A 22,758-nucleotide genomic window follows, 5' to 3' on the forward strand; every position below is an offset into this window, starting at 1 on the left:
TTCGTCGGCAGCGTCAGATGTGTATAAGGGACGGGGTTTGGCGGCGGCTTTGGCGGAGGCGGTTTCGGTTCGGGCGGAGGCGGCAGTTTTGGCGGCGGAGGCGCGTCGGGGCGATGGTAGCGAGAATGAACGCCATCACGGAGGGGCAGCGATGAGCGCCCTCCCCCGCCTGTTCCGTCACCTTTGGCTGGACGCCGGCGACGCCCGACGGGCCATCGGGCCGGACGCGATGCAGCGCCTGGAGGTGCGCGTGCGCGACAGCGAACGGCAGCACACGGGAGAGATCTGCCTGTGCGTGGAGGCAAGTCTACCGTTGAGCTATCTGTGGCGCCATGTGAGGGGGGCTCCGATCGCCGCGGTCGTGCGCGAACGGGCGGTGACCCTGTTCGGAAAACTGCGCGTGTGGGATACCGAACTCAACAACGGCGTCCTGATCTACCTGCAACTCGCCGAGCACCGCATCGAGATCGTGGCCGACCGCGCCGTGGCACGGACCGTGGGCGCAGCCGAGTGGCAGCGCATGGTCGACGAGGCCACCCCGGAATTTCGCACCGGCCGCTACGCGGAAGGCTTGGAGCGCACGATCGACGCAGTGAATGCGGTGCTGCGCGCGGCTTTTCCCGCTGTGGAAGCCGGTGGCGAAGGCGGCGAGCGTGCAAACCAGTTGCCGAACCAACCCGTGGTGCGCTGAACGGCGTACCTATCCGCGCAGAGCCCGCCACGCGAGAAGCAGCCAGCCGGCAATCATCAACGTGCCGCCAATCGGGGTGATCATCCCCAGCATTCGCCAGCCGCTCAGCGCCATCACGTAGAGGCTGCCCGAAAAGACGACCGTGCCGAGCACCAGCAGGACCGCGGCAAGGCCCGTGTTCGGCAGCCGCCAGGCGCCGAGCGCAAGCAGGCCGGTCGCGTGCCACATCTGGTATTGCACTGCGGTATTCCACCACCCGAGCTCGGCAGCGCCGAGCACATTGCGCAGACCATGGGCGCCGAAGGCCCCGAGCGCTACCCCGAGCCCTGCGAGCAGGCTTCCCGCGATCAGAATGAATCGATTCATGGTTCCGTGATGAGTCGGTTTTCCGCACGGCACGCACCGCGCGGCTGAAGAGGGACCGATGCGCGGACATCGAACGCTCCGGAGGCCGATAGTGTCTGCCGGCCTCATCGTCGGCGCAATGCCCTGTGCGTGGCGGGCTGCTCTCGAATCACGAAGAGTGGCGTCGTATTGCGGATTGCCGGCATCGACAAACGCCCTGACGCACCGATACGGGATTCGGATACAGCTTACAAAAATGTAATTTGGCCGTCAGGGTCCCGTTTGTGCCCGGCAATCATGATCGCCCCTCAGATCCACGCCTGCGCGGAACGGCCGCGTTCGCCCTGCCGTGATGCCATTGCATTCCCCTTTCTCCCCCGGTTCGCACTCCCGACGCCCACTGAATCTCATGCGCTGGGGCACGCTCGGTGCAATCCTGCTTTGGTCGTCGTTGGCCGCCGCACAGCCGGATCCCAGCCCCGAAAGCGATGGCTCAGTGACGATCCGTTCGGTCGTCGCAGCCGCATGGGAGCGCAGCGCCGCATCGCGTGCGACCGGAGCACGGCGGGAACTTGCGCAGGCAAGACGCAGTGCGGCGGATGGCTGGATGGCGACCCCGCCGAGTCTCACTCTGCTGCACACGACCGATCGCCTGAACCGTAACGACGGAGCGCGCGAAGTCGAAGCCGAGCTCGAAGTGCCGCTGCGCACGCCAGGCGTACGTGCCGCCGGAGCGGCGACAGCCGAAGCGGAAGCAACGGTGCTCGAAGGCGAGCTCACCGCCGCCCGCCTCGGCGTTGCCGGCGAGGTGCGCGAGGCCATCTGGAAGCTGCGACTTACCCACACCGAGGTCGAGGCGAACGAGCGACGGGTGGCAGACGCGGAAGCGCTCGCCGCGGATGTCGAACGCCGTGTTCGCGCCGGCGACCTGGCTCGCGTCGACGCCAACAACGCACGGGCGTCGGTGCTGATCGCCAGGGTCGCGCTGGCCGACGCGGTGGCGCGCGTGCAGCGCGAACAGCGGCTCTATGCGGCGCTTACGGGAAACGCGCCGATTCCCGGGGATACGGAGTCGCCCCCCGCAAGCGCCGAACTCGACGCGCACCCGCTGTTGATTGCGGCTCGCGCGGCGGCGGACCTCGCACGCGCCCGACTGCACGAGGCGAGCACCGCGACGCGCGACCACCCGGAGCTGATCCTGGGCGTCAAACGCGAACGCGGCGAATTCGGCGAGCACTACGCGAACACGACCAGTGTCGGTGTGCGTGTGCCCTTCGGTTCGGAAGCACGCAACCGCCCGCTGATCGGCGCTGCGAACGCGGAAGTGATTGAGGCCGAGACGACGGCCACGCAGCAGCGCGAGCGCCTGCGTGCGGAAGCCGAGGCGGCCCGCGCCGAAGTGGAGCAGGCGCAACAGGCAGAGGCCTTTGCCGCCGAGCGGGCGCGTCTTGCCGCCGACAGCCGGCAACTCCTCGCGAAGGCCTTCGAACTCGGGCAGATCGACCTCCCCGCGCGCCTGCGTGCCGAAAGCGAGGCATACGACGCCGATCTCGCTCTCAGCCGCGCGCGCCTCGACTCCGGCCGAGCGGCGTCCCGACTGAAACAAGCCTACGGACTGCTTCCATGATCCCTGTATCCCATCCCTTCACACGGCACCTGCGATCGTTCGCGCTGGCCGGCACCGTCGTTTTCGCGACGGCCGTCTTCGCCGGCCCCGGGCACGAGGGCGGACACGAGCATGACGAGGCCGCGCCCGTTGGGGCCGGCCCGGCGGTTCCGCGCTTCGAGACGCACTCGGAGTTGTTCGAAGTGGTCGGTGTCGTTTCGCGTGGTGCCTTGACGCTCGCGCTCGACCGCTACGCAAGCAACGAACCCGTGTCCGACGCACAGATCGAACTCGAATCGGGCAGTTTCAAGGCGCTCGGGGAATACGTCCCCGAGCGCCAGGTGTATCGCTTCACTTCCGAGCCGTTTGCCGCCCCGGGGAGCTATCCGGTCACGCTCACCATCACTGCCGGCGAGGAGATCGACCTGCTCGCGGCGGATCTCGTCGTGCCGCAAGTCGAGGCGACGCCCTCCGCCGGCGCGCCTCGTCCCTCGACCGCACTGTGGTGGGGGGCCGGCAGCGCCGCCGCCGTCATCGCACTCGCCCTCGGCCTGCGTCGCCGCCGCCCGGCGTCATGAGAACCGCCCTCCCGGAAAGACCATGAAGAACGTTCCCCGCCCCGCGCACGGCCGTGCGACGACGTCCCGCCAGATTCTCGCTATCCTCACCCTCGTCTTCGCCGCACCGTCCTTCGCTGGGCCAGGCCACGATGGCGGCCACGATCACGATGAAGCACCTGTGGTGACCAATCCCGATGCGCCCAAGCGCCTGCCCGACGGTTCGGTGTTCCTGCCCAAGCTGTCGCAGCGCCAGTTGGGTATCCGCACGGTCGTCGCCGAGACACAATCCCTTCCGCGGACCTGGCAATGGGTCGGCAAGGTCGTCATGGATCCAAACGCCGGCGGCAGGGTGCAGCCGACCATCGATGGCCGCATCGAAGCCGGCCCGCGCGGGCTGCCGGTACTCGGCCAGGCCGTGCGCAAGGGAGAAGTGCTCGCGCGCGTACGCCCGTCGGCCAATCCCATCGAGCGCGCCGGCCAGCGCGCACAGGCCGCCGAGTTGCGCGCCAGCCTGGAAATTGCGAAGAAGCAGCTCGCCCGCCTGCAGGAGCTGGAAGGCAGCGTACCGCGCAAGGAGATCGAGGCCGCGCAGGCCGAAGTTCGCAGCCTGGACGAACAGCTCGCCGCGGTCGGAAGCAGCCTGAGCACCCCCGAGGCGCTCGTCACCCCCGTGTCGGGCGTCATCGCCGCAAGCAATGTCGTCGCCGGCCAGGTCGTGGAGGCACGCGAAGTGCTGTTCGAGATCGTCGATCCGGCCCGCCTCCAGGTCGAAGCGATAGCGCACGACGCCACCCAGGCGAACGGCGTCGCGCAGGCCTCGGCCTCGGTCGATGGCGGCCAGACGGCCTTTCCGCTCGCCTGGGTCGGCGCCGGCCGGGCGCTGCGCGAACAGAGCCTGCCGGTACTGTTCCGAACCGTCGAGGGCACGGCGCCGCCTCTCTCGGTCGGGCAGCCGCTCCAGGTCGTGGTGCAGACGCGCGAACAGATTACCGGCATCCCCGTACCCGGAGCGGCTCTGGTCAAGAATCCCGCGAATCAGGAGATCGTCTGGGTGCACACCTCTGCCGAGCGTTTCGTGCCGCGCACCGTGCGGCACCGCCCGCTCGATGGCGCGACCGTCACCATCACCGACGGTCTAGCCGCTGGCGACCGGGTCGTCGTGCAGGGCGCCGCCCTCGTCAACCAGGTACGCTGAGGGCGATCCATGTTCGACTGGCTCGTCAATCAGTCCCTGCGCAACCGCCTGCTGGCGCTCGCCCTCGCCGCCGTGATGATGCTCTACGGTGGTCTCACCCTCGTGCGGACGCCGGTCGACGTCTTCCCCGACCTCAACCGCCCTCAGGTCACACTGCAGATCGAAGCCGGAGGCATGGCGCCCGAAGAGGTCGAGCAGCTCATCACCATCCCGCTCGAAGTCTCGATGAGCGGCCTGCCCGGCGTGAGCGCGGTGCGCTCCGTGTCCTCGGTCGGTCTGGCTTTCGTATATGTGAGCTTCGACTGGGGCGTGGATATCTACCGCGCGCGGCAGATGGTGAACGAACGCTTCACCACGGTGCGCGACCAGCTTCCGCCGGGCATCGAGCACGCCGCGATGGGGCCGATCAGCTCGATCATGGGCGAGATCCTGCTGATCGCGATACCCATCGACCCCGCGAAGATCGACCCGATGGCGACGCGCGAATATGCCGACTTCGTGCTGCGCCCGCGCCTGCTGTCGGTTCCCGGCGTCGCCCAGGTGATTCCCATCGGCGGCGAGGTGCGCCAGTACCAGGTGCAGCCCGACACCGCTCGCATGGCCGCACTCGGTGTCACCATCGACGACATCGCCGGCGCGCTGAAGGGCTTTTCCGCCAACACCAGCGGCGGCTTCCTTGAACTCAATGCGCGCGAATACCTGATCCGCCACATCGGCCACACCACGCGACTGGCGGACCTCGAGCGCCTGCCGGTCGCCGCCCGCGACGGCCGCAGCATCCTGCTCAAGCAGGTCGCCGCTGTGAGCTTCGCGCCCGCGATCAAGCGCGGCGACGCCGGCTTCAACGGCCAGCCGGCGGTGATCCTGTCGGTGCAGAAGCAGCCTGACGCCGACACCGTGAAGCTCACGCGCGAGATTGAAACCGCGCTCGACGAGCTGAAGAAATCGCTGCCCGCGGGGATGGACGCGCCGCGCGTGACCTTCCGCCAGGCCAATTTCATCGAGTCCTCGATCGGCAACCTGCAAGGCAAGCTCGTCGCCGCGTCGGCGATCGTCGCGGTCGTGCTCTATCTCTTCCTCGCCAACCTGCGCACGACGCTGATCTCGCTCGTCGCGATCCCGGCCTCAATCCTCACGACGGTGCTGGTGTTCCGCTACTTCGGCATGTCGATCAACACCATGACGCTGGGTGGGCTGGCGATCGCGATCGGCGAACTCGTGGATGACGCGGTCGTCGGCGTCGAGAACGTGCTGCGCCGGCTCAAGCAGGAACGCCAGCGCGGCGCCGAGGGCCACGCCCGCTTGAACCCCCTCGAACTGATCGGCAAGGCGACGCTGGAGGTGCGCTCCGCGATTGTCTACGCGACCTTCATCATCGTGCTGGTGTTCGTGCCCTTGTTCGCGCTACCCGGTATAGAAGGCCGCCTGTTCATGCCGCTGGGCGTCGCCTACATCACCTCCATCCTTGCCTCGATGCTGGTGTCCGTGACCCTCACGCCGGTCATGGCCTATTACCTGTTACCGCGCATGAAGAGCCTGGACCACGGCGACACGCGGCTAGTCCAGTGGCTCAAGCGCCGCTATGCGGCGGCGCTGGAGTGGAGCTTCGATCACGCCCGCGTGCTGCTGGCGGCCGCGGCCGTTGCGGTGGCCGCCGCGCTGGCACTGGTGCCCTACTTCCCGACGACCTTCCTGCCACCCTTCAACGAAGGCACGGTGCTAGTCGGCCTGCGCCTGAACCCCGGCACCACGCTCACCGAGTCGGTGCGCATCGCGACGCAGGCCGAGCACCTCATCCGTGAAGTGCCGGAGGTGGTCCATGTGGGCCGCCGCTCCGGCCGGGCCGAAATGGACGAACATGCCGAAGGCGTGCATTCGTCAGAACTGGACATCGCGCTGCGCGCCGGGGAACGCCCGCTCGAGGCCGTGTATGCGGACATCCGCCAACGCCTCGCGAGCCTGCCGGCGGCGATCGGCATCGGCCAGCCGATCAGTCATCGCATCGACCACCTGCTCTCGGGCGTGCGCGCGCAGATCGCGATCAAGGTGTTCGGCGACGACCTCGACACGCTGCGCGCGCAGGCCGATGCCCTGCGCGGCCGCCTCGCCGGCATCAAGGGCCTAGCGGATCTCGAGATCGAGAAGCAGGTGCTCACGCCCCAGATCAAGGTGCGCGTCGACTTCGACGCCGCCGAAGCCTATGGCCTGCCGCCATCGAAGTTGCTGGAAGAATTGAAGATGCTCGTCGACGGCGAGCGCATCACGCAGGTCATCGAAGGCAACCGTCGCTTCAACCTCGTGCTGCGCCTGCCGGACGCTGCGCGCTCGGTCGACGGCCTCGCCAACGTCCTGATCGATACGCCGGGCGGGCGAGTTCCCCTGTCCAAGCTCGCGCACATCGACGAATCCGACGGCCCCAACCAGATCGCCCGCGACGACGGCAAGCGCCGCATCGTGCTCTCCGCCAACGCGTCGCAGCGCCCCCTGTCGGACGTCATCGTCGATATCCGCAAGGTCATCGCCGACACGCCACTGCCTGAAGGCTATTTCATCGACCTGGGTGGCCAGTTCGAAGCGCAGGAGGAATCCAGCCGACTGATCGGCTTGTTGTCCCTGATCTCCGCCGCGATGGTCTTCCTCGTGCTGTACAGCCGGTACAAGAGCACCGCGCTCGCGCTGATGATCATGGCCAATATCCCGCTCGCGCTGGTCGGTTCGGTGATCGGCCTGTGGTTGTCGGGCCAACCCTTGTCGGTTGCCGCCCTGATCGGCTTCATCACGCTCGCAGGCATCTCCACGCGCAACGGCATCCTCAAGATCAGCCACTACATCAACCTGTGCGCATTCGAGGATGAGAGGTTCGGACGCCGCATGCTCGTGCGCGGATCGCTCGAGCGCTTGACGCCCGTGCTGATGACGGCGCTCGTCGCCGCCTTCGCCCTCGCGCCGCTGCTGTTCGAGGCCGAACAGCCCGGAACCGAGATTCTTCATCCTGTTGCGGTGGTGATCTTCTCGGGCCTGATCAGCTCGACGCTGCTCGACACTTTCGTGACGCCCGCAATGGTCTGGATCTTCGGGCGCAAGCCCCTTGAGCGCCTCGTTGCCGAATCGGGCGGAGAGGCATACTGAGCAATACTGCCGCCTTGATCCACCCCAGCATAGCAATCAAAGGAGAAACCGATGAAATCCCTCAAGGCCCTCGCCGCAGCCCTCGCCATCCTGTCCGCCCCCGCCGCCTTTGCCGGCGCGGGTCACGACCTGACGCCCAAGCACGGCGGTGCCGTGGTCGAGGTCAAGGAGGTCGTGTATGAGCTGGTCGCGACGCCCGAAACCCTGACGCTGTATCTCGACGATCACGGCAGGAAGGTCGACACCACCGGCGGCAGCGCGAAGCTCACCCTGCTGAACGGCAGCGAAAAATCCGAAGCCACCCTTGCCCCCGCCGGCGACAACAAGTTCGAGGCCAAGGGATTGCACAAGGTCGCTTCCGGCACAAAGGCCGTGGCTGTGGTCACTCTTGCCGGAAAGGCGCCCGCAACGGCCCGGTTTACGGTCAAGTAAAGGCTCGTCCGGAGCCCTGGTCCGCGACCGAAGGCGCCCGCACCGATCCCGGGCGGGCGCTCGTCACGGTCTTACTCTGTCACGACACCGATTTCCCCGGCGAAGGCGAGCGGCTCCTCCTCGTCGGGCGCATGCAGCGCATTGCGCGCGATCAGCGACACCGCGAACGCTGCGATCGCTCCGGGAATCGCGAAGAACAGAAAGTTGAAGTGCAGCGGCATCGCCATGGCGAGCAACGTGCCGCCGACAATCGGGCCGAGGATCGCGCCGCTGCGGCCTACGCCCGAGGCCCAGCCGATGCCGGTCGAGCGGATCGCCATCGGATAGAACTGCGCCGCATACGCGTACAGCAGGATCTGGGAACCGATGGTGGTCGCTCCGGCAAGCGCGACGAGCACGTACAGCACCGAGGTGGGGCTCTTGTAGCCGAGCAGGCTGATCGACACCGAGCCGATCACGAAGAAGATCATCAGCACCGTCTTCAGGTGCAGGCGATCCGCCACGACGCCGCCTCCCACCGCACCGAATATCGCTCCGAGGTTCAGCACCAGCAGGAAGGACAGGCTGGAGCCGAGACCGTAGCCTGCCTGCGTCATCAGCTTGGGCAGCCACGATGCCAGCGCATAGACCATCAGCAGGCACATGAAGAAGGCCAGCCAGAACATCACCGTGCTGAGTGCGCGGCCGTGCTTGAACAGCGCCACCAGCGGGACGTGACCGGTCTTGCCGGTCGGGAAGTCATAGCGGTCGCCAGGCTGCGGAACGAAGCTTCCTTCGACGCGTGACAACAGGATGGCCGCTTCTTGATCGCGCTTGGCATGCAGCAGGAAACCGATCGATTCCGGCAGCAGATACAGGATCGCGGGCAGCAACAGCAGCGGCAGCCCCGCGACGAAGAACACCGAGGACCAGCCGTACGCCGGGATCAGGTACATGCCCAGTCCCGCCGACAGCATGCCGCCCACCGAGTAACCGCTGAACATGATCGCGACCAGCGTGGTGCGCAGCTTCTTCGGCGAATACTCGGTCATCAGGGCGACAACGTTGGGCATCACCCCCCCTATCCCCAAGCCCGCCAGGAAACGACAGACCGCGAACTCGGTGACGTCGCGTGCGAAGCCGTTGAGGAAGGTGAACAGGCTGAAGAGGATCACGCATAACGCGATTACCTTCTTGCGTCCGAAACGGTCGGACATCGGGCCGAAGATCAGTGCGCCGAACATCATGCCGAACAAGGCATAGCTGCCGAGCGTCCCGGCCTGGATCGGCGTCAGTCCCCACTCCTTCATCAGCACCGGCAGCACGACGCCGTAGATCACGAGGTCGTAGCCGTCGAAGATGATGATCAGGGCACACCAGAACAGCACCTGCCAGTGGAAGCGATTGAACTTCGCTCCGTCAATCAGCTTATGTACATCGATGTTTCTCATGCCGCCGTGTCTCCAGATATCGTTTTAATACCGCAAGACTCCTCGCGGAGTCGCGCAGTTCGGTGATGGGCGATCAGCTCACGCCCAGATGTTTGTGCAGCAGTTCCGGATTCGCGCGCAGTTCGGCGCTGCTGGCCTCGTGGGCGACCTTGCCCTTCACGAGGATGACGTTGCGATCGGAGATTGACGTGACTGCCGCTTGGTTCTTGTCGATGACGATGGTGGCGATGCCGGTGGCGCGAATCTGGCGGATGATGTACCAGATCTCCTTGGCGATCAGCGGGGCCAGGCCCTCGGTGGCCTCGTCGAGGATCAGCAGATCCGGGTTCGTCATCAGCGCGCGACCGATCGTCAGCATCTGCTGCTCGCCCCCCGAGAGCTGGTTGCCGCCGTTGTTGAGCCGTTCGCCCAGCCGCGGGAAGGTGTCGAGTACGCGCTGGTAGGTCCAGTCGCGACGGCCGTCCACTCCCGGTTTTGCGCCCATGACTAGGTTCTCGCGCACGGTGAGGTTCGGAAAGATGCCCCTGCCCTCGGGCACGTAGGCGATGCCCTTGCGTGCGATGAGATAGGGCCGCGCGCCGGTCATCGTCTTGCCGCGCACCGCGACGCGGCCGTGGCGCGGGCGCACGTGACCGAGCATGCTGCGGATCAGCGTGCTCTTGCCCATGCCGTTGCGCCCCATCAGGCCGACCGTCTCGCCGCGGCTGATGCGGAAATCGATGCCGTGCAGAATGTGGCTGCTGCCGTAGAAGGTATGCAGCCCTTCCGCTTCCAGGAGTACATCACTCATCGCCCGGCTCCCCTTCACCCAGGTAGGCTTCCTGAACGGCTACGCTGTCGCGGATCTGCTCCGGGGGGCCGCTTTCGAGCACCTGCCCCGTCACCATCACCGTGATCACGTCGGCGACCGCAAAGACCGCATCCATGTCGTGCTCGACGAGCAGGATGGCGTGATCCGGCGTGAGCTTCTTGAGCAGTGCGACCATCGACTGCGATTCCTCGGGGCCCATGCCTGCAAGGGGCTCGTCGAGCAGCAGCACCGAAGGCGAGGTCGCGAGCACCATCGCGATTTCCAGCTGGCGCTGTTCGCCATGACTGAGGGTCGCCGCGACCGCGTCGCGCCGCGCGGCAAGGCCGGCCTGCTCGATGGCGCGGTCGGCAGCGTCGCACAGGTCGGCGAACGATACGGCTTTCGAGAAGACGCGCAGCGCCCGCGGTGCCCGCGACTGTGCGGCAAGGCGACAGTTCTCGAATACCGTGAAGGCTGGAAAGATATTGGTGCGCTGGTAGCTGCGGCCGATGCCGGCACGCGAACGCTTGTCCGGACTCCAGCCCGAGATGTCCTGGCCGCGGTAGAGGATCTGCCCCGCCGACGGGGGCAGGTCGCCGGACAGCAGGTTGATCAGCGTCGACTTGCCCGCGCCGTTCGGCCCCAGCACGGCGTGCAGCATGCCCTTGTGCATGTCCAGCGAGACATCGCGGTTGGCGTACAGACCGCCGAAGCGGCGCGACATCCCGCGCGCCGAGAGAACGAGCTCAGCCATTTCGGTTGCCTCCGCCGATCAGCAAGCCCTTGAGGCGTTGCGGCAGGCTCGAGAGCCCGCCCGGCAGCACCATCACCACGGTCACGATGACGGCCCCCATCAGCAGCTGCCAGTGCTTCGTCAGCGCGGAGAACAGCTCCTGCAGCACGACGAAGGCGAAGGCTCCGATCGCGGCGCCGTTGAGCGTGCCCATGCCACCCAGGATCACCATCAGCAGCACATTGCCCGACTGGTGCCAGGAGAGGATTTCCGGAGTAACGAAGCCGTACTGGCAGGCGGAGAAGAAACCGGCAAGCCCGGCGATTCCGCCCGCCGTCACGAAGCCGGCGAGCTTGTACAGGAATACCGGAAACCCCAGCGACAGCATGCGGTGCTCGTTGCTGCGGATGCCCGCCAGCGCGTGCCCGAGCGGCGAACGCAGGAGGACGCGCAGGAACACGTAGGCGACGACCAGGAAGGCAAGCACGATGTAGTAGAACTGCATCGGCTCGTTGAGGTCCAGCAGCACCGTTTCCCCGATGCGCAGCTCCGGCTTCACGTTGAGGAAGGCCCCGTCCGAGCCCCCGCCCAGCGGCGTGTCGTGAAACACGAAATAGATCATCTGCGCGAAGGCGAGCGTGACCATGATGAAGTAGATCCCCTTCGTGCGCAGCACGAAGAGCCCCACGACAAAGGCGACCGCAGCGCCGGTGAATACGGCCGCGGGCAGCACCAGCCACAGATTTGCCGGATCGTACTTCGGCGACAGCAGCACCACGCTGTAGGCGGCCACACCGAAGAACGCCGCGTGGCCGAAGCTGACAAGCCCGGTGAAACCGACCAGCAGGTCCAGGCTCATCGCGAAGATCGTCATGATCATGATCTTTGCGATCAGCTCGTTGTAGTAGCCCGAGCCGAACATTGGGAACAGTGCCAGCACCAGCAGCACGAGCGGCAGGTAGTTGCGCTTCTTCCTTGCAGGCAGCGGCATGGTCAGATCCTCCGGAAGATGCCTTCGGGCCGCCACAGCAGCACCGCGGCCATCAGTACATACACGGCAAGGCCGGCATAATCGGGCGCGATCACCTTGCCGAAAGTGTCGGCCAGGCCGATCAGCAGCGCCGCCACCAGCGCCCCCCATACGGACCCCACGCCGCCGATCACGACGACCACGAAGCAGATGATGAGCACCTGATTGCCCATGCCGGGATAGACCGAGGACACCGGTGCCGCGAGCATCCCGGCGAACGCTGCGAGGGTGACGCCGAGTCCGAACACGATGCGGTAGATCAGGTCGATGTTGATGCCCAGCGCCTGCACCATTTCGCGGTTCGAACTGCCCGCGCGGATCATCATCCCGAGGCGCGTGTAGCGAATCAGCCAGTACATCACGATCGCAAGCAGGATGCAGACGGCGGACATGAACAGCCGATACACCGGATAGCTCAGCGTCTCGCTGAGCTGGATCGAGGCCGAGAGGAGTTCGGGGATCGGTACGCCGTGCACATCGTCGCCGACGATCAGGCTGCGCAGCTCCTCGAAGATCAGGATCAGGCCATAGGTGAGGAGGACCTGGTCGAGGTGGTCGCGCTTATAGAGCCTGCTGAACAGCGCCCATTCCAGCAGGAATCCGATCAGCACGCTGAGCGCGATCCCCACCACGATCGCGACGAGGAGGTTGCCCGAGAGGGCGGTGAGCGAGAACGCCATGTAGGCGCCCATCATGTAGAAGCTGCCATGGGCGAGGTTGATGATGCCCATGATTCCGAAGATCAGCGTGAGTCCGCTGGCAACCAGGAACAGCAGCAGCCCGTATTGAAGCGAGTTCAGCAGCTGGATCAGGAAGGTCGAGAAATCCATCGCCGTATCCCTCCGGGCACCGTTCGCGCCCGAGTGAAGGTGAAGCGGAGCGGGCGTTCGCCGATGATGGCGATCGCCTGCCGAAGCAGTGGTGCCGCGCCGGCGGGGCTTGCGCTGCGCGGGGGCGCGCCTGACGCACACCCGCACATTCCCCGCCGGGGCAGGCGACCTGGGTTACATCCGGCAGCCGCGCGCCGGATCGGCCAGTGCCTTCGCGGCGACCGAAACAAGCTTGTTCTGCTTCGCCTCCACCTTGCGGAGATAGATGTCCTGCACCGGGTTGTGCGCCTTCGACAGCGTGAAGCGTCCGCGGGGGCTGTCGACCGTCGCCTTCTCCATCGCCGCGATCAGCGCCTCGCGCTTCGTGACGTCGCCACCGACCCCGGCCAGGCCCGCCGCGAAGAGCTGGGCCGCGTCATAGCCCTGCACGGCATACACGTCCGGCTGCATCTTGAACGCCATCGCGTAGGCCGTACGGAAGGCCTTGTCCTTCGCGATGTCGAGCCCGTCCGCGTAATGCAAGGTGGTCAGGATGCCTTCGGCGGAATCGCCCTGCGCCTCCAGCGTGCCGTCGGTGAGGAAGCCTGAGCCGTACAACGGGATGGTCTTCTTGAGTCCGGCCGCGTCGTAGTCCTTCACGAACTTGACCGCTCCACCACCCGCGAAGAACACGAACACGGCGTCGGGCTTGAGCGCAGCGATTTCGGTCAGGTAGGGCTGGAATTCGACGTTCGGGAAGGGCAGGTACATTTCCTTCACGACCTTGCCGCCCGCCTTCTCGAAAGCCTCCTTGAAGCCCGCGACCGACTGCTCGCCGAAGGAGTATTTCCAGCTCAGGGTGACGACGTTCTTGTGCTTCCTCTCGGCCATCACCTGCCCCATCGCGTAGGCGGGCTGCCACGCGGAGAAGGAGGTGCGGAAGATGTTGGGCGCGCACAGCGGTCCCGTGATCTCGTCGGCGCCGGCGTTCGGAATGATCAGCAGCGTCTTGGTCTCGCGCGCGACGCGCGTCATGGCCAGCGCCACGCCCGAGTGCACGGTGCCGATGAGGACGTCGACGTTGTCGCGCTTGATCAGCTTGTTGGCGTTCTCGGGCGCCTTCGCGGCATCCGACTCGTCATCGACGGTGAAGTACTCGATCTCGCGCCCACCGAGCTTGCCCCCGCCCTGCTCCACGGCGAGTTTGAACCCATTGGTGATCGCATTTCCCAGTGCCGCGTAGGTTCCCGTGTACGGCAGCATCAAGCCGACACGAATCTTGTTGGCGCTCTGGGCGAACAGTGGTGCTCCGGGAAGGGCGAGGCCCCCCGCGATACCGGCAGTGGACAGCAGGAAACGACGGCGATTGAATCCTTGCTCCATTACACACTCCTCCTTTGGTGAGGCCGCTCAAGCGGCTCTGGTTGTGTCGTTTTCGCGCGGGATCTACGCCCCTGACAGCGAACGCAGCTTGAATCGCTGGATCTTTCCGGTGGCCGTCTTCGGCAACTCGTCGACGAATTCCAGCCAGCGGGGATACTTGTATGGAGCGAGCTTGCTCTTGACATGGAGCTTGAGCTCGTCCGCCAGCTCGGCCGCGGGCATCCGACCGGGTTTCAGCACGACAAAGGCCAGCGGCTTGATCAGGCCATCATCGTCCGCCTTTCCGACCACGGCCGCTTCGAGCACTGCAGCGTGGGTGATGAGTGCCGATTCGACCTCGATCGGCGACACGTAAATGCCGCCGACCTTGAGCATGTCGTCGTTGCGCCCGGCGTACACGTAGTTGCCGTCAGCGTCCTGGCTGTACTTGTCACCGCTGCGCGTCCATTGACCGACGAAGGTTTCGCGGCTTTTCGTGCGGTTGTTCCAGTACAGCGCCGCGCTGGTGGGGCCGCGCACCTGGAGTTCGCCGGCCTCGCCGGGTGCGACTTCCTCGCCGTCATCCCCGATCAGGCGCAGCTCATACCCCGGCACCGGCTTGCCGCTGGTGCCGTAATGGACATCGCCGGCCCTGTTCGAGAGGAAGATGTGCAGCATCTCGGTGGAACCGAGTCCGTCGAGGATCTCGACGCCGAAATGCTCGGTCCAGCGATTTCCGACTTCGGCCGGCAGGGCCTCGCCGGCGGAGGCGCAACGGCGGATCGACAGCTCCTCGCGCCCGGGAAGCGCGGGACTCGCGAGCATGGAAGCATAGAGCGTCGGCACCCCGCAGTAGATCGTCGGCTGGTGCTCCCGCAGCACGCGGAACACCGCATCCGGCGTCGGCCGTTCGGCCATCAGCACGGCCGTGGCACCAGCCGAGAGGGGGAAGGTCAGGCCGTTGCCCAGGCCGTAGGCGAAGAACAGCTTCGCGGCCGAGAAGACGACGTCGTCCTCGCGCACGCCCAGGATCGGCTTCGCATACAGCTCCGCGGTGTGGATCAGGCTCGAGTGCAGGTGCACCGTCCCCTTGGGCGCGCCGGTGGAGCCCGACGAATACAGCCAGAAACACGGATCGTCGCAGCAGGTCTGGGCTGCCTCGTAGGGCGGACGCGGCGAGGCGATCAGTTCCGCGAAATCCAGATGCCCGCCGCGCGTGCCTGCATCGCCGCCCGAGACCATGACGTTCTTGATGAAGGGGCTGGCTTCGATCGCGTTCGAGAAGGCCGGCAACAGGGCCGAGGAAACCACCAGGCCACGCGCACGGCTGTCACGCAGCATGTAGGTGTAATCGGAGGCCGTCAGAAGCGTATTAACGGGGATCGGCACGACGCCGGCCTTGATACAGCCGAGGAAGGCGGTCGGAAAGTCGATCGTGTCGAGCAGGCATAGCAACACCCGCTCTTCCATCCTGATGCCAAGTTCCCCGAGTGCGTGCGCGAAGCGATCGACGCGTTCGGCAAGCTGTGCGTAGGTATAGCTTCCCGCATGGTCGATCACTGCCGTCTTGCCACCGCGCCCCGCGCGCAGGTTGCGCTCGATCAGGTCGTGGGCGGCGTTGTACTCGCGCGGGATGGTGATGCGCGGAGGGCTGACACTGTGATCCGCGACGCTGAGTTCTGCCATTTGCTCCTCCTCTCCTTATGGTTCTTGCCGGCGTGCCGCTGCGGATCTTTCAGTGGATCGTCATTCCGCCATCGGCCGCCAGGATCTGTCCGGTCACATAGCTCGACGCATCGGAGGCGAAGAACACGAACACCGGCGTGATCTCCTCCGGCTCGGCCCAGCGTCCGAGGGGAATCCGGTCGAGGTACTTTTCCTTGAAGCGCTCATCGGTGCGGATCGTCTCGGTCATCGGCGTTGCCGCTCCCGGTGCGATCGCGTTCGCGGTGATGCCGTAGCGCGCGAGCTCCTTCGCCGTGCTCTTGGTCATGCCGAGCACGCCGGCCTTCGCGGCGCTGTAGTTGATCTGGCCGATCGTGCCGAGCACGCCGGCGGTGGAGGTCACGTAGATGATGCGGCCGTACTGACGCTCGATCATGCCGCCGACCACTGCCTGCAGACAGTTGAACGCACCGGTGAGATGGACGGCCAGCACCTGGTTCCACTGCTCGGGCGTCATCTTGTTGAGCATCGCCGTGCGCGTGATGCCGGCGTTATTGACGAGGATGTCGATGCGGCCCCATTCGGCATTCACCTTGGCTGCCATCGCCTCGACGTGATCGCGATCCGCGACGTTGCACGCCACACCGATCGCCTGTCCGCCGGCCTCGACGATCTGTCCGGCCATACGGTCCGCGGTCGCCTGATCGATATCGATCACCGCGACCTTCGCGCCCTCTCGCGCGTAAGCCCTTGCAACGGCCGCGCCGATGCCCTGCCCTGCGCCCGTCACCACTGCAACCTTGTCCTTCAACTGCATGCGAGTCCCCTTCAACTGCGCGGCGACCAACCAGCCGCCGGTGAACTGCAAATGCTCCCCCCGGTTGCGAAAAGGCCGGGGTGGGAAGAAGCGGCCGATGCCGCGTCCACCACCCCGGGAAGGGAGAGACCTTATGAAACTGTTTGAAGCGCGGTGCGTCAGGCCTTCGGTTTGCCCAGCACCTGCTCGGCGAAGTTCTCGTCGAACATCGCGCCTTCGGCGATCAGTTGACGGTACTTGATGAAGTCGATGACGTCCTTGCCCGTCTGCTTCTTGCTGTCGAACGCCGTGAAGCCGAGGTAGGCCTCGTGGTTCATGTTCGCAGCCAGCCAGTGGCGGTTGGCGACCTTGAGCTGGTCCCAGAAGAACTTCTTCTTGCCGCGGATGCCCTCGATCGTCTTCACCAGGCAGTGCGGGAAGAGGTTCGTGAACTTCCACACCAGCGCATTGACCGCTTCATCGAGCTTCGAGAAATCGGTCGTGCATTGGGCGATCAGCTCCTTCGCCGCCTTGGCCTGCTCCGGGGAGACCGGCTCGCCGTACACCAGCTCGCCGTCATCGACGTACGCATCGGTGCGCACGAGCGGGTTGCGCACCCACTGGCCGTCCTTCTTCAGCACCGGCACGACCTTCGTGACGAGGTTCTTGGCCTTCATCTTGTACGCGCTCCACGGCTCGCACGAGATGCAGTTGTACATAGCGTCTTCCATGTTCAGCATCCACGGCAGGAAGTCGGTCGAACCGCCGTCCGGCGCGCTGCCGTGCTTCGGGCCGGCCTGGCCGAACACCGCCATGTCGGACGTGATCGTCAGGTCCGTCGCCATGCCGATTTCCTGGCCGCCGCCGACGCGCATGCCATTCACGCGGCAGATCACCGGCTTCTTGCAGTTCAGGATGCCATCGACCATGGCGTTGAACAGGTCCATGTACTCGCCGTATTCGTTCGGGCGCTTCGAGTAGTAGGCGGCGTACTCGGCGGTGTTGCCGCCGGTGCAGAATGCCTTGTCACCGACTGCGGTGAACACGGCGGCGACGACCGAGCGGTCCGACGACGCGCGCTGGAAGCCCGCGATCACTGCCTTGACCATCTCGGTGGTGTAGGAGTTGTACTGCGTCGGGTTGTTCAGGGTGATCCAGGCCGAGTACAGGCCGGGAACCTGGTTGCCCTGGGGATCGGTCACCGGGCGCTTCTCGAAAATCACCGAAGGCGCTTCGGTGCCGAAATGCTCTTCTCCGAGCAGGGCGTGATCCTTGATGTGGTTGTCGCGGCGCAGCCAGTCGAGTGACATGAGATGTCTCCTGTTATATGCAGTGTTGCGTTTAATCAGAAATCGGGCGTCAGGATGACGCGACGCTTGAGCTTGCCGTGGTGCGCCTCGTCGAACACCTGTTCGATCTGGCTCATCGGGCGGGTTTCGACGAAGGGGCCGAGCTTGATGCGCCCGTCGAGGCACATGTCGCGCACGGCGGCGTAGCGGTCCGGCGGGCAGCCCCAGGTGCCGATGATCTCGGCATCGAAAGCCATCAGCTTGGAGAGCATGTAGGTCGTCTCCGCCGTGCCGTAGCCGACGATGACGAGCTTGCCGGTGAAGGACAGCAGCGACAGCGCCAGCTCCTGGCCGGGCTTGCTGCCGGTGACCTCGAAGATCTTCCAACCGTAGTTCGACGGCAGGCCGCGCTCCTTGCAAAAGCCCTTGAAGAGCTCCTTGATGTCCTTCGCGCTCTTGTCCTTCGGGTTGATGACGAAGTCGGCACCGAAGTCCTTCATCATCACGAGTTTTTCCTCGTTGATGTCGATGCCGATGACGGCCTTCGCGCCCATACCCTTGGCGGTCTGCACCATGAAGCTGCCCACGCCGCCCGCAGCGCCGATGACGATCACGAGGTCGTCCTTCTTCAGGTCGGCGCGCACGGCAGCCTGGTAGGGGGTCGTCACCGCATCCGCGACCACCGCGAGATGCTCGAGCGGGGTGCCGCCGCGGTTCTCGACCACGCACAGGTACTTGGACTGCGCGACGATGTGGCTCGAATACCCGCCGTAGATGCCCATCGAGTTGCCCGGCATCTTCTGCGACAGACAGCGGTTGCCGCGACCCGTGTTGCACAGCTCGCACTCGCCACAGGGGATGACGGCCGGAACGATCACTTCCTTGCCGATCATCGACGCTTCGCCGCCGATCACCGTGCCCGAGATCTCGTGGCCGAGCGACAGCGGGGGCTTCTGTACCGTCGGCACGCCCATGTAGAAGTACGACAGGTCGGTGTGGCACACGCCGCAGCCGGCGATCTTCACCACCACGTCGCCAGGCCCCAGCTCGGGCATCGGCACGCGGGTCTTCTGCAGCTTGCCCGGTTCGGTCATCTGCCAGGTATCGATGAATTCAGGAATCACGCTTCGTCTCCCACTCTTGATTTCGGATCTTCACAACCTTCACTACAGGCTCGGCTCACGGCATCCGCCGGCAGCAGCCCCCCGACGGGGGGTGTTTCGTGCCGAGGCGTCCGCTTGCGCCAACGAGGCGCGGAACACCCCTCGGCGGGGGGCGGGTCGCAGGCACAAGCGCCCGTCAGCTGTTCCGCCACACCGGCTTCCGCTTCTCCAGGAAGGCAGCCAGCCCCTCCTTCGCGTCGTCGGTGTTCATCAGTTCCTTCAGATAGATGTTCTCTGCGGTGTCGAGCGCCGCGCCGAAGGGCTTATCGGCCACGGCACGAATGGTCTTGCGGGTGCTGGCGAGCGCGGCACGGCTCAGCCCCATGAAGGGGGCCACGAAGGTCTGCACGTCGGCGGCGAAGGTCTCCTTCGCGAACACGCGGTTCACCAGCCCGATCGCCTTCGCCTCGTCCGCGCCGATGTTCTCGCCACCGAGCAGCAGCTCCAGCGCACGGGCCGGCGGCACCAGGCGCGGCAGCAGCACTGCGGCGATCGGCGGGAATACCGCCAATTTGATCTCCGGCTGGCCAAACTTCGCGTTCGACGCCGCGACCAGCATGTCGCACGCGATCGCCACTTCCATGCCGCCGCCCAGCGCGACGCCATTCACCGCGGCGAGCGTCGGGATCTGCAGCTGCTGCATGCGGCGGAAGATGCCGTGGAAGACTTCGATCATCCGATCGACCTTGTCCGGCGTATGGTCCGCGACCTCGACGCCGGCCGAGAAGGCCTTCTCGCCCGCGCCGGTGATCATCAGCAGCTTCACGCTGTTGTCGGCGAGGCACCGGTCCAGCGCGACATTCATCTCCTCCATCGTCGGGATGTCGAGGACGTTGAACGGCGGGCGGTTGATCGTCAGCGTTGCCAGGCCGTCGGCCACGCCATAGGTGATGAACTGGAATTGCGCACTACTCATCTCGTGTCTCTCCTCGTTCTCGTTCGCTCTGCGCGCTTTCGTACTTCAGTTCTCGTTCTTCATCTGCAGCCGGTACGGGCAGACCGCATCGCAATCCGCACAGCACACTTCGCCGTCGCAGCGGATGTGCCACAGGTCTGCACCGCAATTGGTGCACCGGCACTTGGCCTCGGGCTTGATGGCCGGGCGGACTTCCTCCGCCGACCAGAAATCGATGACCTGTCCCATGTCCGCCCCCGATCAGAACAGGTCGTCGAGTTCGTCGGACCCTCCGCCCGGCATCTTCCCGTACTGCTGCAGGTAGGCCTGGATCATCTGGCTCTCGCGGGACGTGAAGAGCGCCGCCTCCTCGAACACGAAATTCGTTGCGTCGCCGCCGCGCTCGAGCTGCTCCATCAAGCCCTCGCGCAGGTTCTCCACGCCTTTGATCATCAGCACGTTCTTGTCGCCATCGAGCAGCTGGAACACGCCCGACTCGGTCGGCACGGACGCGATCGTCGCTTCGTCGAACTTCAGTGAGGACTCCGGGGGCAGGATCGCGTCGGCGATCTTCGGCGCCAGGTTGCACTTGAAGCAGCGAGCCGCCTCCGCACGCGCCGTCGCATCGTCGAAGCCCAGTTCCACCTCGTCCCAGCCCGTGCGCTGCTCGGGCGCCAGCATGATCGGATGGAACTTGCGGATCTTGTTGAAGCCTTCCTTGCGGCCGATGCACGGGTTGGTCTCCCAGCCGGTGCGCAGCAGCACTTCGGAGATGTCGCCGTCGCCGCCGAGCACGATGTCCATCGCGGACGCCGCCACACGTCCCTGCGCGACCGACTCGATCAGCGTCGAAGGTCCGAGCACGCAATCGCCGCCGGCATACACCTTGGGCCGGCTCGTCAGCATCGAATCCTCGCGCACCGTGATGCGGCCCTTGCGATCGGTCTCGACGCCGAAACCTTCGAAGCGGTTCGGGAACTGGCCGATCGCGGCGATCACCAGATCCACGCCCTCGACGACTTCCTCGCCGGTCTCGACCGGCTTGCGGCGACCGGATGCGTCGGGCTCGCCCAGCGCCATCTTCGCGTAGGTGATCTGCAGGCGGAAACCGTTGGTGCCCGGCTCGATCTTCTTCGGCGCGAGCAGGTAGCGGATATTCACGCCCTCCTCCACGCAGCCCTCGAACTCCTCCAGGCGTGCCGGCATCTCCTCGCGGGTGCGGCGGTACACCATGTCGACCTCGGCGCCGAAGCGGCGCGATGAACGCGCGTTGTCGGTCGCGACGTTGCCGCCGCCGATCACCGCGACCTTCTTGCCGGTCTGGATGCCCTCAGGGGTATTCACGAGGCCCATCGTCACGGCCTTGAGGTAGGTCGGGCTGTCGACCACGCCCGGCAGGTCGTCGCCGGGGATGCCCAGCTTGTCGCCGCCCTGCGCGCCGATGCCGACGAACACGGCGCCATAGCCGTCATTGAAGAGCGTATCGACGTTCTCGACCTTCGCACCGAAGCGGAACTCGACGCCCAACGCCGACACTTCGGCAACCTCGTTGTCGATCACTTCGGCCGGCACGCGGTAGGACGGGATGCCGTAGCGCGCCATGCCGCCTGCGGCCGGCTGTGCGTCGAACACCGTGACACCATGGCCCTGCTTGGCGAGGTAGTACGCGACCGTCAGGCCGGCCGGGCCGGCGCCGATCACCGCGGCCTTCTTGCCGGTCGCCGGCAGCTTCTTCGCATGCTCGCGCCAGACCCCCGTGTCGTTGTCCGCGGCGATGCGCTTCAGGTTGCGGATCGACAGCGGATCGTCCAGGTCCTTGCGGCGGCAGGCCGATTCACACATCGCGAAACAGGCGCGACCGAGGATGCCCGGGAAGGGAAGCCGTTCGCGCACTACCGCGATCGCCTCGCCGTACTTGCCTTCGGCGGCGAGCTGCACGTAGCGCGGCACGTCGATACCCGCCGGACAGGCGTTCTTGCACGGCACCATCGACTCCTCGCGTTTGGCAGGGTCGAGCGTGCGGTCCATCAGCGCGCCGGTCGGGCAAACGGTCACACAGGCCTGGCAGAAGGTACAGCCGGATTCGATCAGCGTCGGCGCGATCGTGCCGACATAGGTGCGCTTGCCCTGCGGCGTCTCGACTTCCTTGACCTCGAGACAGCCCACCCCGCGCACGTCATTACAGGCGACCAGGCAGCGGCGGCAGTCGATGCACAGGTTGTAGTCGCGGTCGAAGAAGGGCTCGTCGAGCACGACCGGCAGCTGCGCGGGCTTGTACGGCGGCGTCGTGTTCGGGATGCCGATGTAGTCGGAGACCTTGCGCAGCTCACAGGACGAGAAGATCGTGCAGCAGCGCGTTTCCTGCGGGTTGCCGTAGGAGCACTGCGAGCGCGAACAGCCGTCGCGCTGCGGACAGGTCAGGCAGACATGGGGATGCGGGCCGAGGATCTTGGCGAGGCTGGCCTGGCGCACTTCCTGGATCGCCGGCGACTTGGTCGTCACGACCATGCCGGCCGTGACGGTCGTCGAACAGGCCTTCACAACGCCATCAACACCGTCGATCTCGACCATACAGAGATTGCAGCCGCCCTCTCCCGCCCCACGCTGGCCGGCGGGCGGCAGATCGGGGTGCGCACACAGGGCCGGAATGTAGAGGCCTGCGGCGGTGGCGGCATTCAGGACCGACGCGCCGGCGGGCGCCTCGACCTCAACGCCGTCGATGCTCAGCTTCACGGGCGCGCCGAACTCGGCCATGCCGGCCGGCTTGCTCGCCTTCCACCACCTGATTTCCGATGTCTGTACGGCTTCCATGTCTCTCTCGTCCTCTGTTTTGCTCCG

20 protein-coding genes are annotated in these 22,758 nt (G+C 65.8%); 6 read left to right on the plus strand and 14 right to left on the minus strand.

Annotated features, from left to right (window positions below):
• The first annotated feature begins 151 nt into the window (after positions 1 to 151).
• Complete coding sequence (locus GO615_RS18350; RefSeq protein ID WP_169130776.1) at positions 152 to 691, plus strand: TPM domain-containing protein; 540 nt, start codon at positions 152 to 154, stop codon at positions 689 to 691.
• Between the two features lie 9 nt (positions 692 to 700).
• On the opposite strand, the gene GO615_RS18355 is transcribed toward GO615_RS18350, so the two are convergent.
• Positions 701 to 1,057 carry a DUF423 domain-containing protein gene (locus GO615_RS18355; protein ID WP_169130778.1) on the minus strand — a complete coding sequence of 119 codons (357 nt, stop codon included), beginning with the start codon at positions 1,055 to 1,057 and terminating at the stop codon, positions 701 to 703.
• A 586-nt stretch (positions 1,058 to 1,643) separates the two neighbouring features.
• Here GO615_RS18355 and GO615_RS18360 point away from each other — a divergent pair.
• The 5 genes from GO615_RS18360 to GO615_RS18380 are packed head-to-tail and all read left to right on the plus strand — an operon-like array spanning position 1,644 to position 7,958.
• The gene (locus tag GO615_RS18360) at positions 1,644 to 2,663 is read left to right on the plus strand and encodes a TolC family protein (RefSeq protein ID WP_246262364.1); all 1,020 of its coding nucleotides are present in this window, start codon (positions 1,644 to 1,646) and stop codon (positions 2,661 to 2,663) included.
• Complete coding sequence (locus tag GO615_RS18365; RefSeq protein ID WP_169130782.1) at positions 2,660 to 3,220, plus strand: hypothetical protein; 561 nt, start codon at positions 2,660 to 2,662, stop codon at positions 3,218 to 3,220. The genes GO615_RS18360 and GO615_RS18365 overlap by 4 nt, the downstream gene beginning before the upstream one ends.
• Before the next feature lie 22 nt (positions 3,221 to 3,242).
• Positions 3,243 to 4,397: an efflux RND transporter periplasmic adaptor subunit gene (locus tag GO615_RS18370; protein WP_169130784.1), complete on the plus strand. Its 1,155-nt coding sequence runs from the start codon at positions 3,243 to 3,245 to the stop codon at positions 4,395 to 4,397.
• A 9-nt stretch (positions 4,398 to 4,406) separates the two neighbouring features.
• On the plus strand, positions 4,407 to 7,526 hold the full coding sequence (locus GO615_RS18375) for an efflux RND transporter permease subunit (RefSeq protein ID WP_169130786.1): 3,120 nt from the start codon (positions 4,407 to 4,409) through the stop codon (positions 7,524 to 7,526).
• Between the two features lie 51 nt (positions 7,527 to 7,577).
• Complete coding sequence (locus GO615_RS18380; protein ID WP_169130788.1) at positions 7,578 to 7,958, plus strand: hypothetical protein; 381 nt, start codon at positions 7,578 to 7,580, stop codon at positions 7,956 to 7,958.
• Positions 7,959 to 8,029: 71 nt separating this feature from the next.
• On the opposite strand, the gene GO615_RS18385 is transcribed toward GO615_RS18380, so the two are convergent.
• From GO615_RS18385 to GO615_RS18445, 13 genes are all read right to left on the minus strand, one after another.
• Positions 8,030 to 9,388 carry an MFS transporter gene (locus tag GO615_RS18385; protein ID WP_169130790.1) on the minus strand — a complete coding sequence of 453 codons (1,359 nt, stop codon included), beginning with the start codon at positions 9,386 to 9,388 and terminating at the stop codon, positions 8,030 to 8,032.
• A 73-nt stretch (positions 9,389 to 9,461) separates the two neighbouring features.
• Positions 9,462 to 10,178, minus strand: a complete 717-nt coding sequence (locus GO615_RS18390) for an ABC transporter ATP-binding protein (protein WP_169130792.1) — start codon at positions 10,176 to 10,178, stop codon at positions 9,462 to 9,464.
• Positions 10,171 to 10,932, minus strand: coding sequence for an ABC transporter ATP-binding protein (locus tag GO615_RS18395; protein WP_169130794.1), 762 nt, complete (start codon positions 10,930 to 10,932; stop codon positions 10,171 to 10,173). Before GO615_RS18395 ends, GO615_RS18390 begins: the two co-directional genes overlap by 8 nt.
• Positions 10,925 to 11,902 (minus strand): branched-chain amino acid ABC transporter permease, encoded by a 978-nt coding sequence (locus tag GO615_RS18400; RefSeq protein ID WP_211167221.1) that lies wholly within the window; start codon positions 11,900 to 11,902, stop codon positions 10,925 to 10,927. Before GO615_RS18400 ends, GO615_RS18395 begins: the two co-directional genes overlap by 8 nt.
• Positions 11,903 to 11,904: 2 nt before the next feature.
• Complete coding sequence (locus GO615_RS18405) at positions 11,905 to 12,771, minus strand: branched-chain amino acid ABC transporter permease (protein ID WP_169130796.1); 867 nt, start codon at positions 12,769 to 12,771, stop codon at positions 11,905 to 11,907.
• 174 nt (positions 12,772 to 12,945) lie between these two features.
• On the minus strand, positions 12,946 to 14,133 hold the full coding sequence (locus GO615_RS18410) for an ABC transporter substrate-binding protein (RefSeq protein WP_169130798.1): 1,188 nt from the start codon (positions 14,131 to 14,133) through the stop codon (positions 12,946 to 12,948).
• 63 nt (positions 14,134 to 14,196) lie between these two features.
• Positions 14,197 to 15,798, minus strand: coding sequence for a benzoate-CoA ligase family protein (locus tag GO615_RS18415; RefSeq protein WP_169130800.1), 1,602 nt, complete (start codon positions 15,796 to 15,798; stop codon positions 14,197 to 14,199).
• Between the two features lie 49 nt (positions 15,799 to 15,847).
• Positions 15,848 to 16,594 (minus strand): SDR family NAD(P)-dependent oxidoreductase, encoded by a 747-nt coding sequence (locus GO615_RS18420; protein ID WP_169130808.1) that lies wholly within the window; start codon positions 16,592 to 16,594, stop codon positions 15,848 to 15,850.
• 158 nt (positions 16,595 to 16,752) lie between these two features.
• Complete coding sequence (gene oah / locus GO615_RS18425; protein ID WP_169130810.1) at positions 16,753 to 17,883, minus strand: 6-oxocyclohex-1-ene-1-carbonyl-CoA hydratase; 1,131 nt, start codon at positions 17,881 to 17,883, stop codon at positions 16,753 to 16,755.
• A gap of 35 nt (positions 17,884 to 17,918) precedes the next feature.
• Complete coding sequence (had, locus tag GO615_RS18430; RefSeq protein ID WP_169130812.1) at positions 17,919 to 18,986, minus strand: 6-hydroxycyclohex-1-ene-1-carbonyl-CoA dehydrogenase; 1,068 nt, start codon at positions 18,984 to 18,986, stop codon at positions 17,919 to 17,921.
• A gap of 175 nt (positions 18,987 to 19,161) precedes the next feature.
• Positions 19,162 to 19,941, minus strand: coding sequence for an enoyl-CoA hydratase/isomerase family protein (locus GO615_RS18435; RefSeq protein ID WP_169130815.1), 780 nt, complete (start codon positions 19,939 to 19,941; stop codon positions 19,162 to 19,164).
• Between the two features lie 45 nt (positions 19,942 to 19,986).
• A complete protein-coding gene (locus GO615_RS18440) occupies positions 19,987 to 20,169 on the minus strand; it encodes a hypothetical protein (protein WP_018991499.1) in 183 nt (60 codons plus the stop codon).
• Between the two features lie 12 nt (positions 20,170 to 20,181).
• The gene (locus tag GO615_RS18445; RefSeq protein ID WP_246262365.1) at positions 20,182 to 22,731 is read right to left on the minus strand and encodes an FAD-dependent oxidoreductase; all 2,550 of its coding nucleotides are present in this window, start codon (positions 22,729 to 22,731) and stop codon (positions 20,182 to 20,184) included.
• Positions 22,732 to 22,758: the final 27 nt, after the last annotated feature.

The sequence above is a fragment of the Aromatoleum evansii genome (assembly GCF_012910805.1).
Taxonomy (GTDB): Bacteria; Pseudomonadota; Gammaproteobacteria; order Burkholderiales; family Rhodocyclaceae; genus Aromatoleum; species Aromatoleum evansii.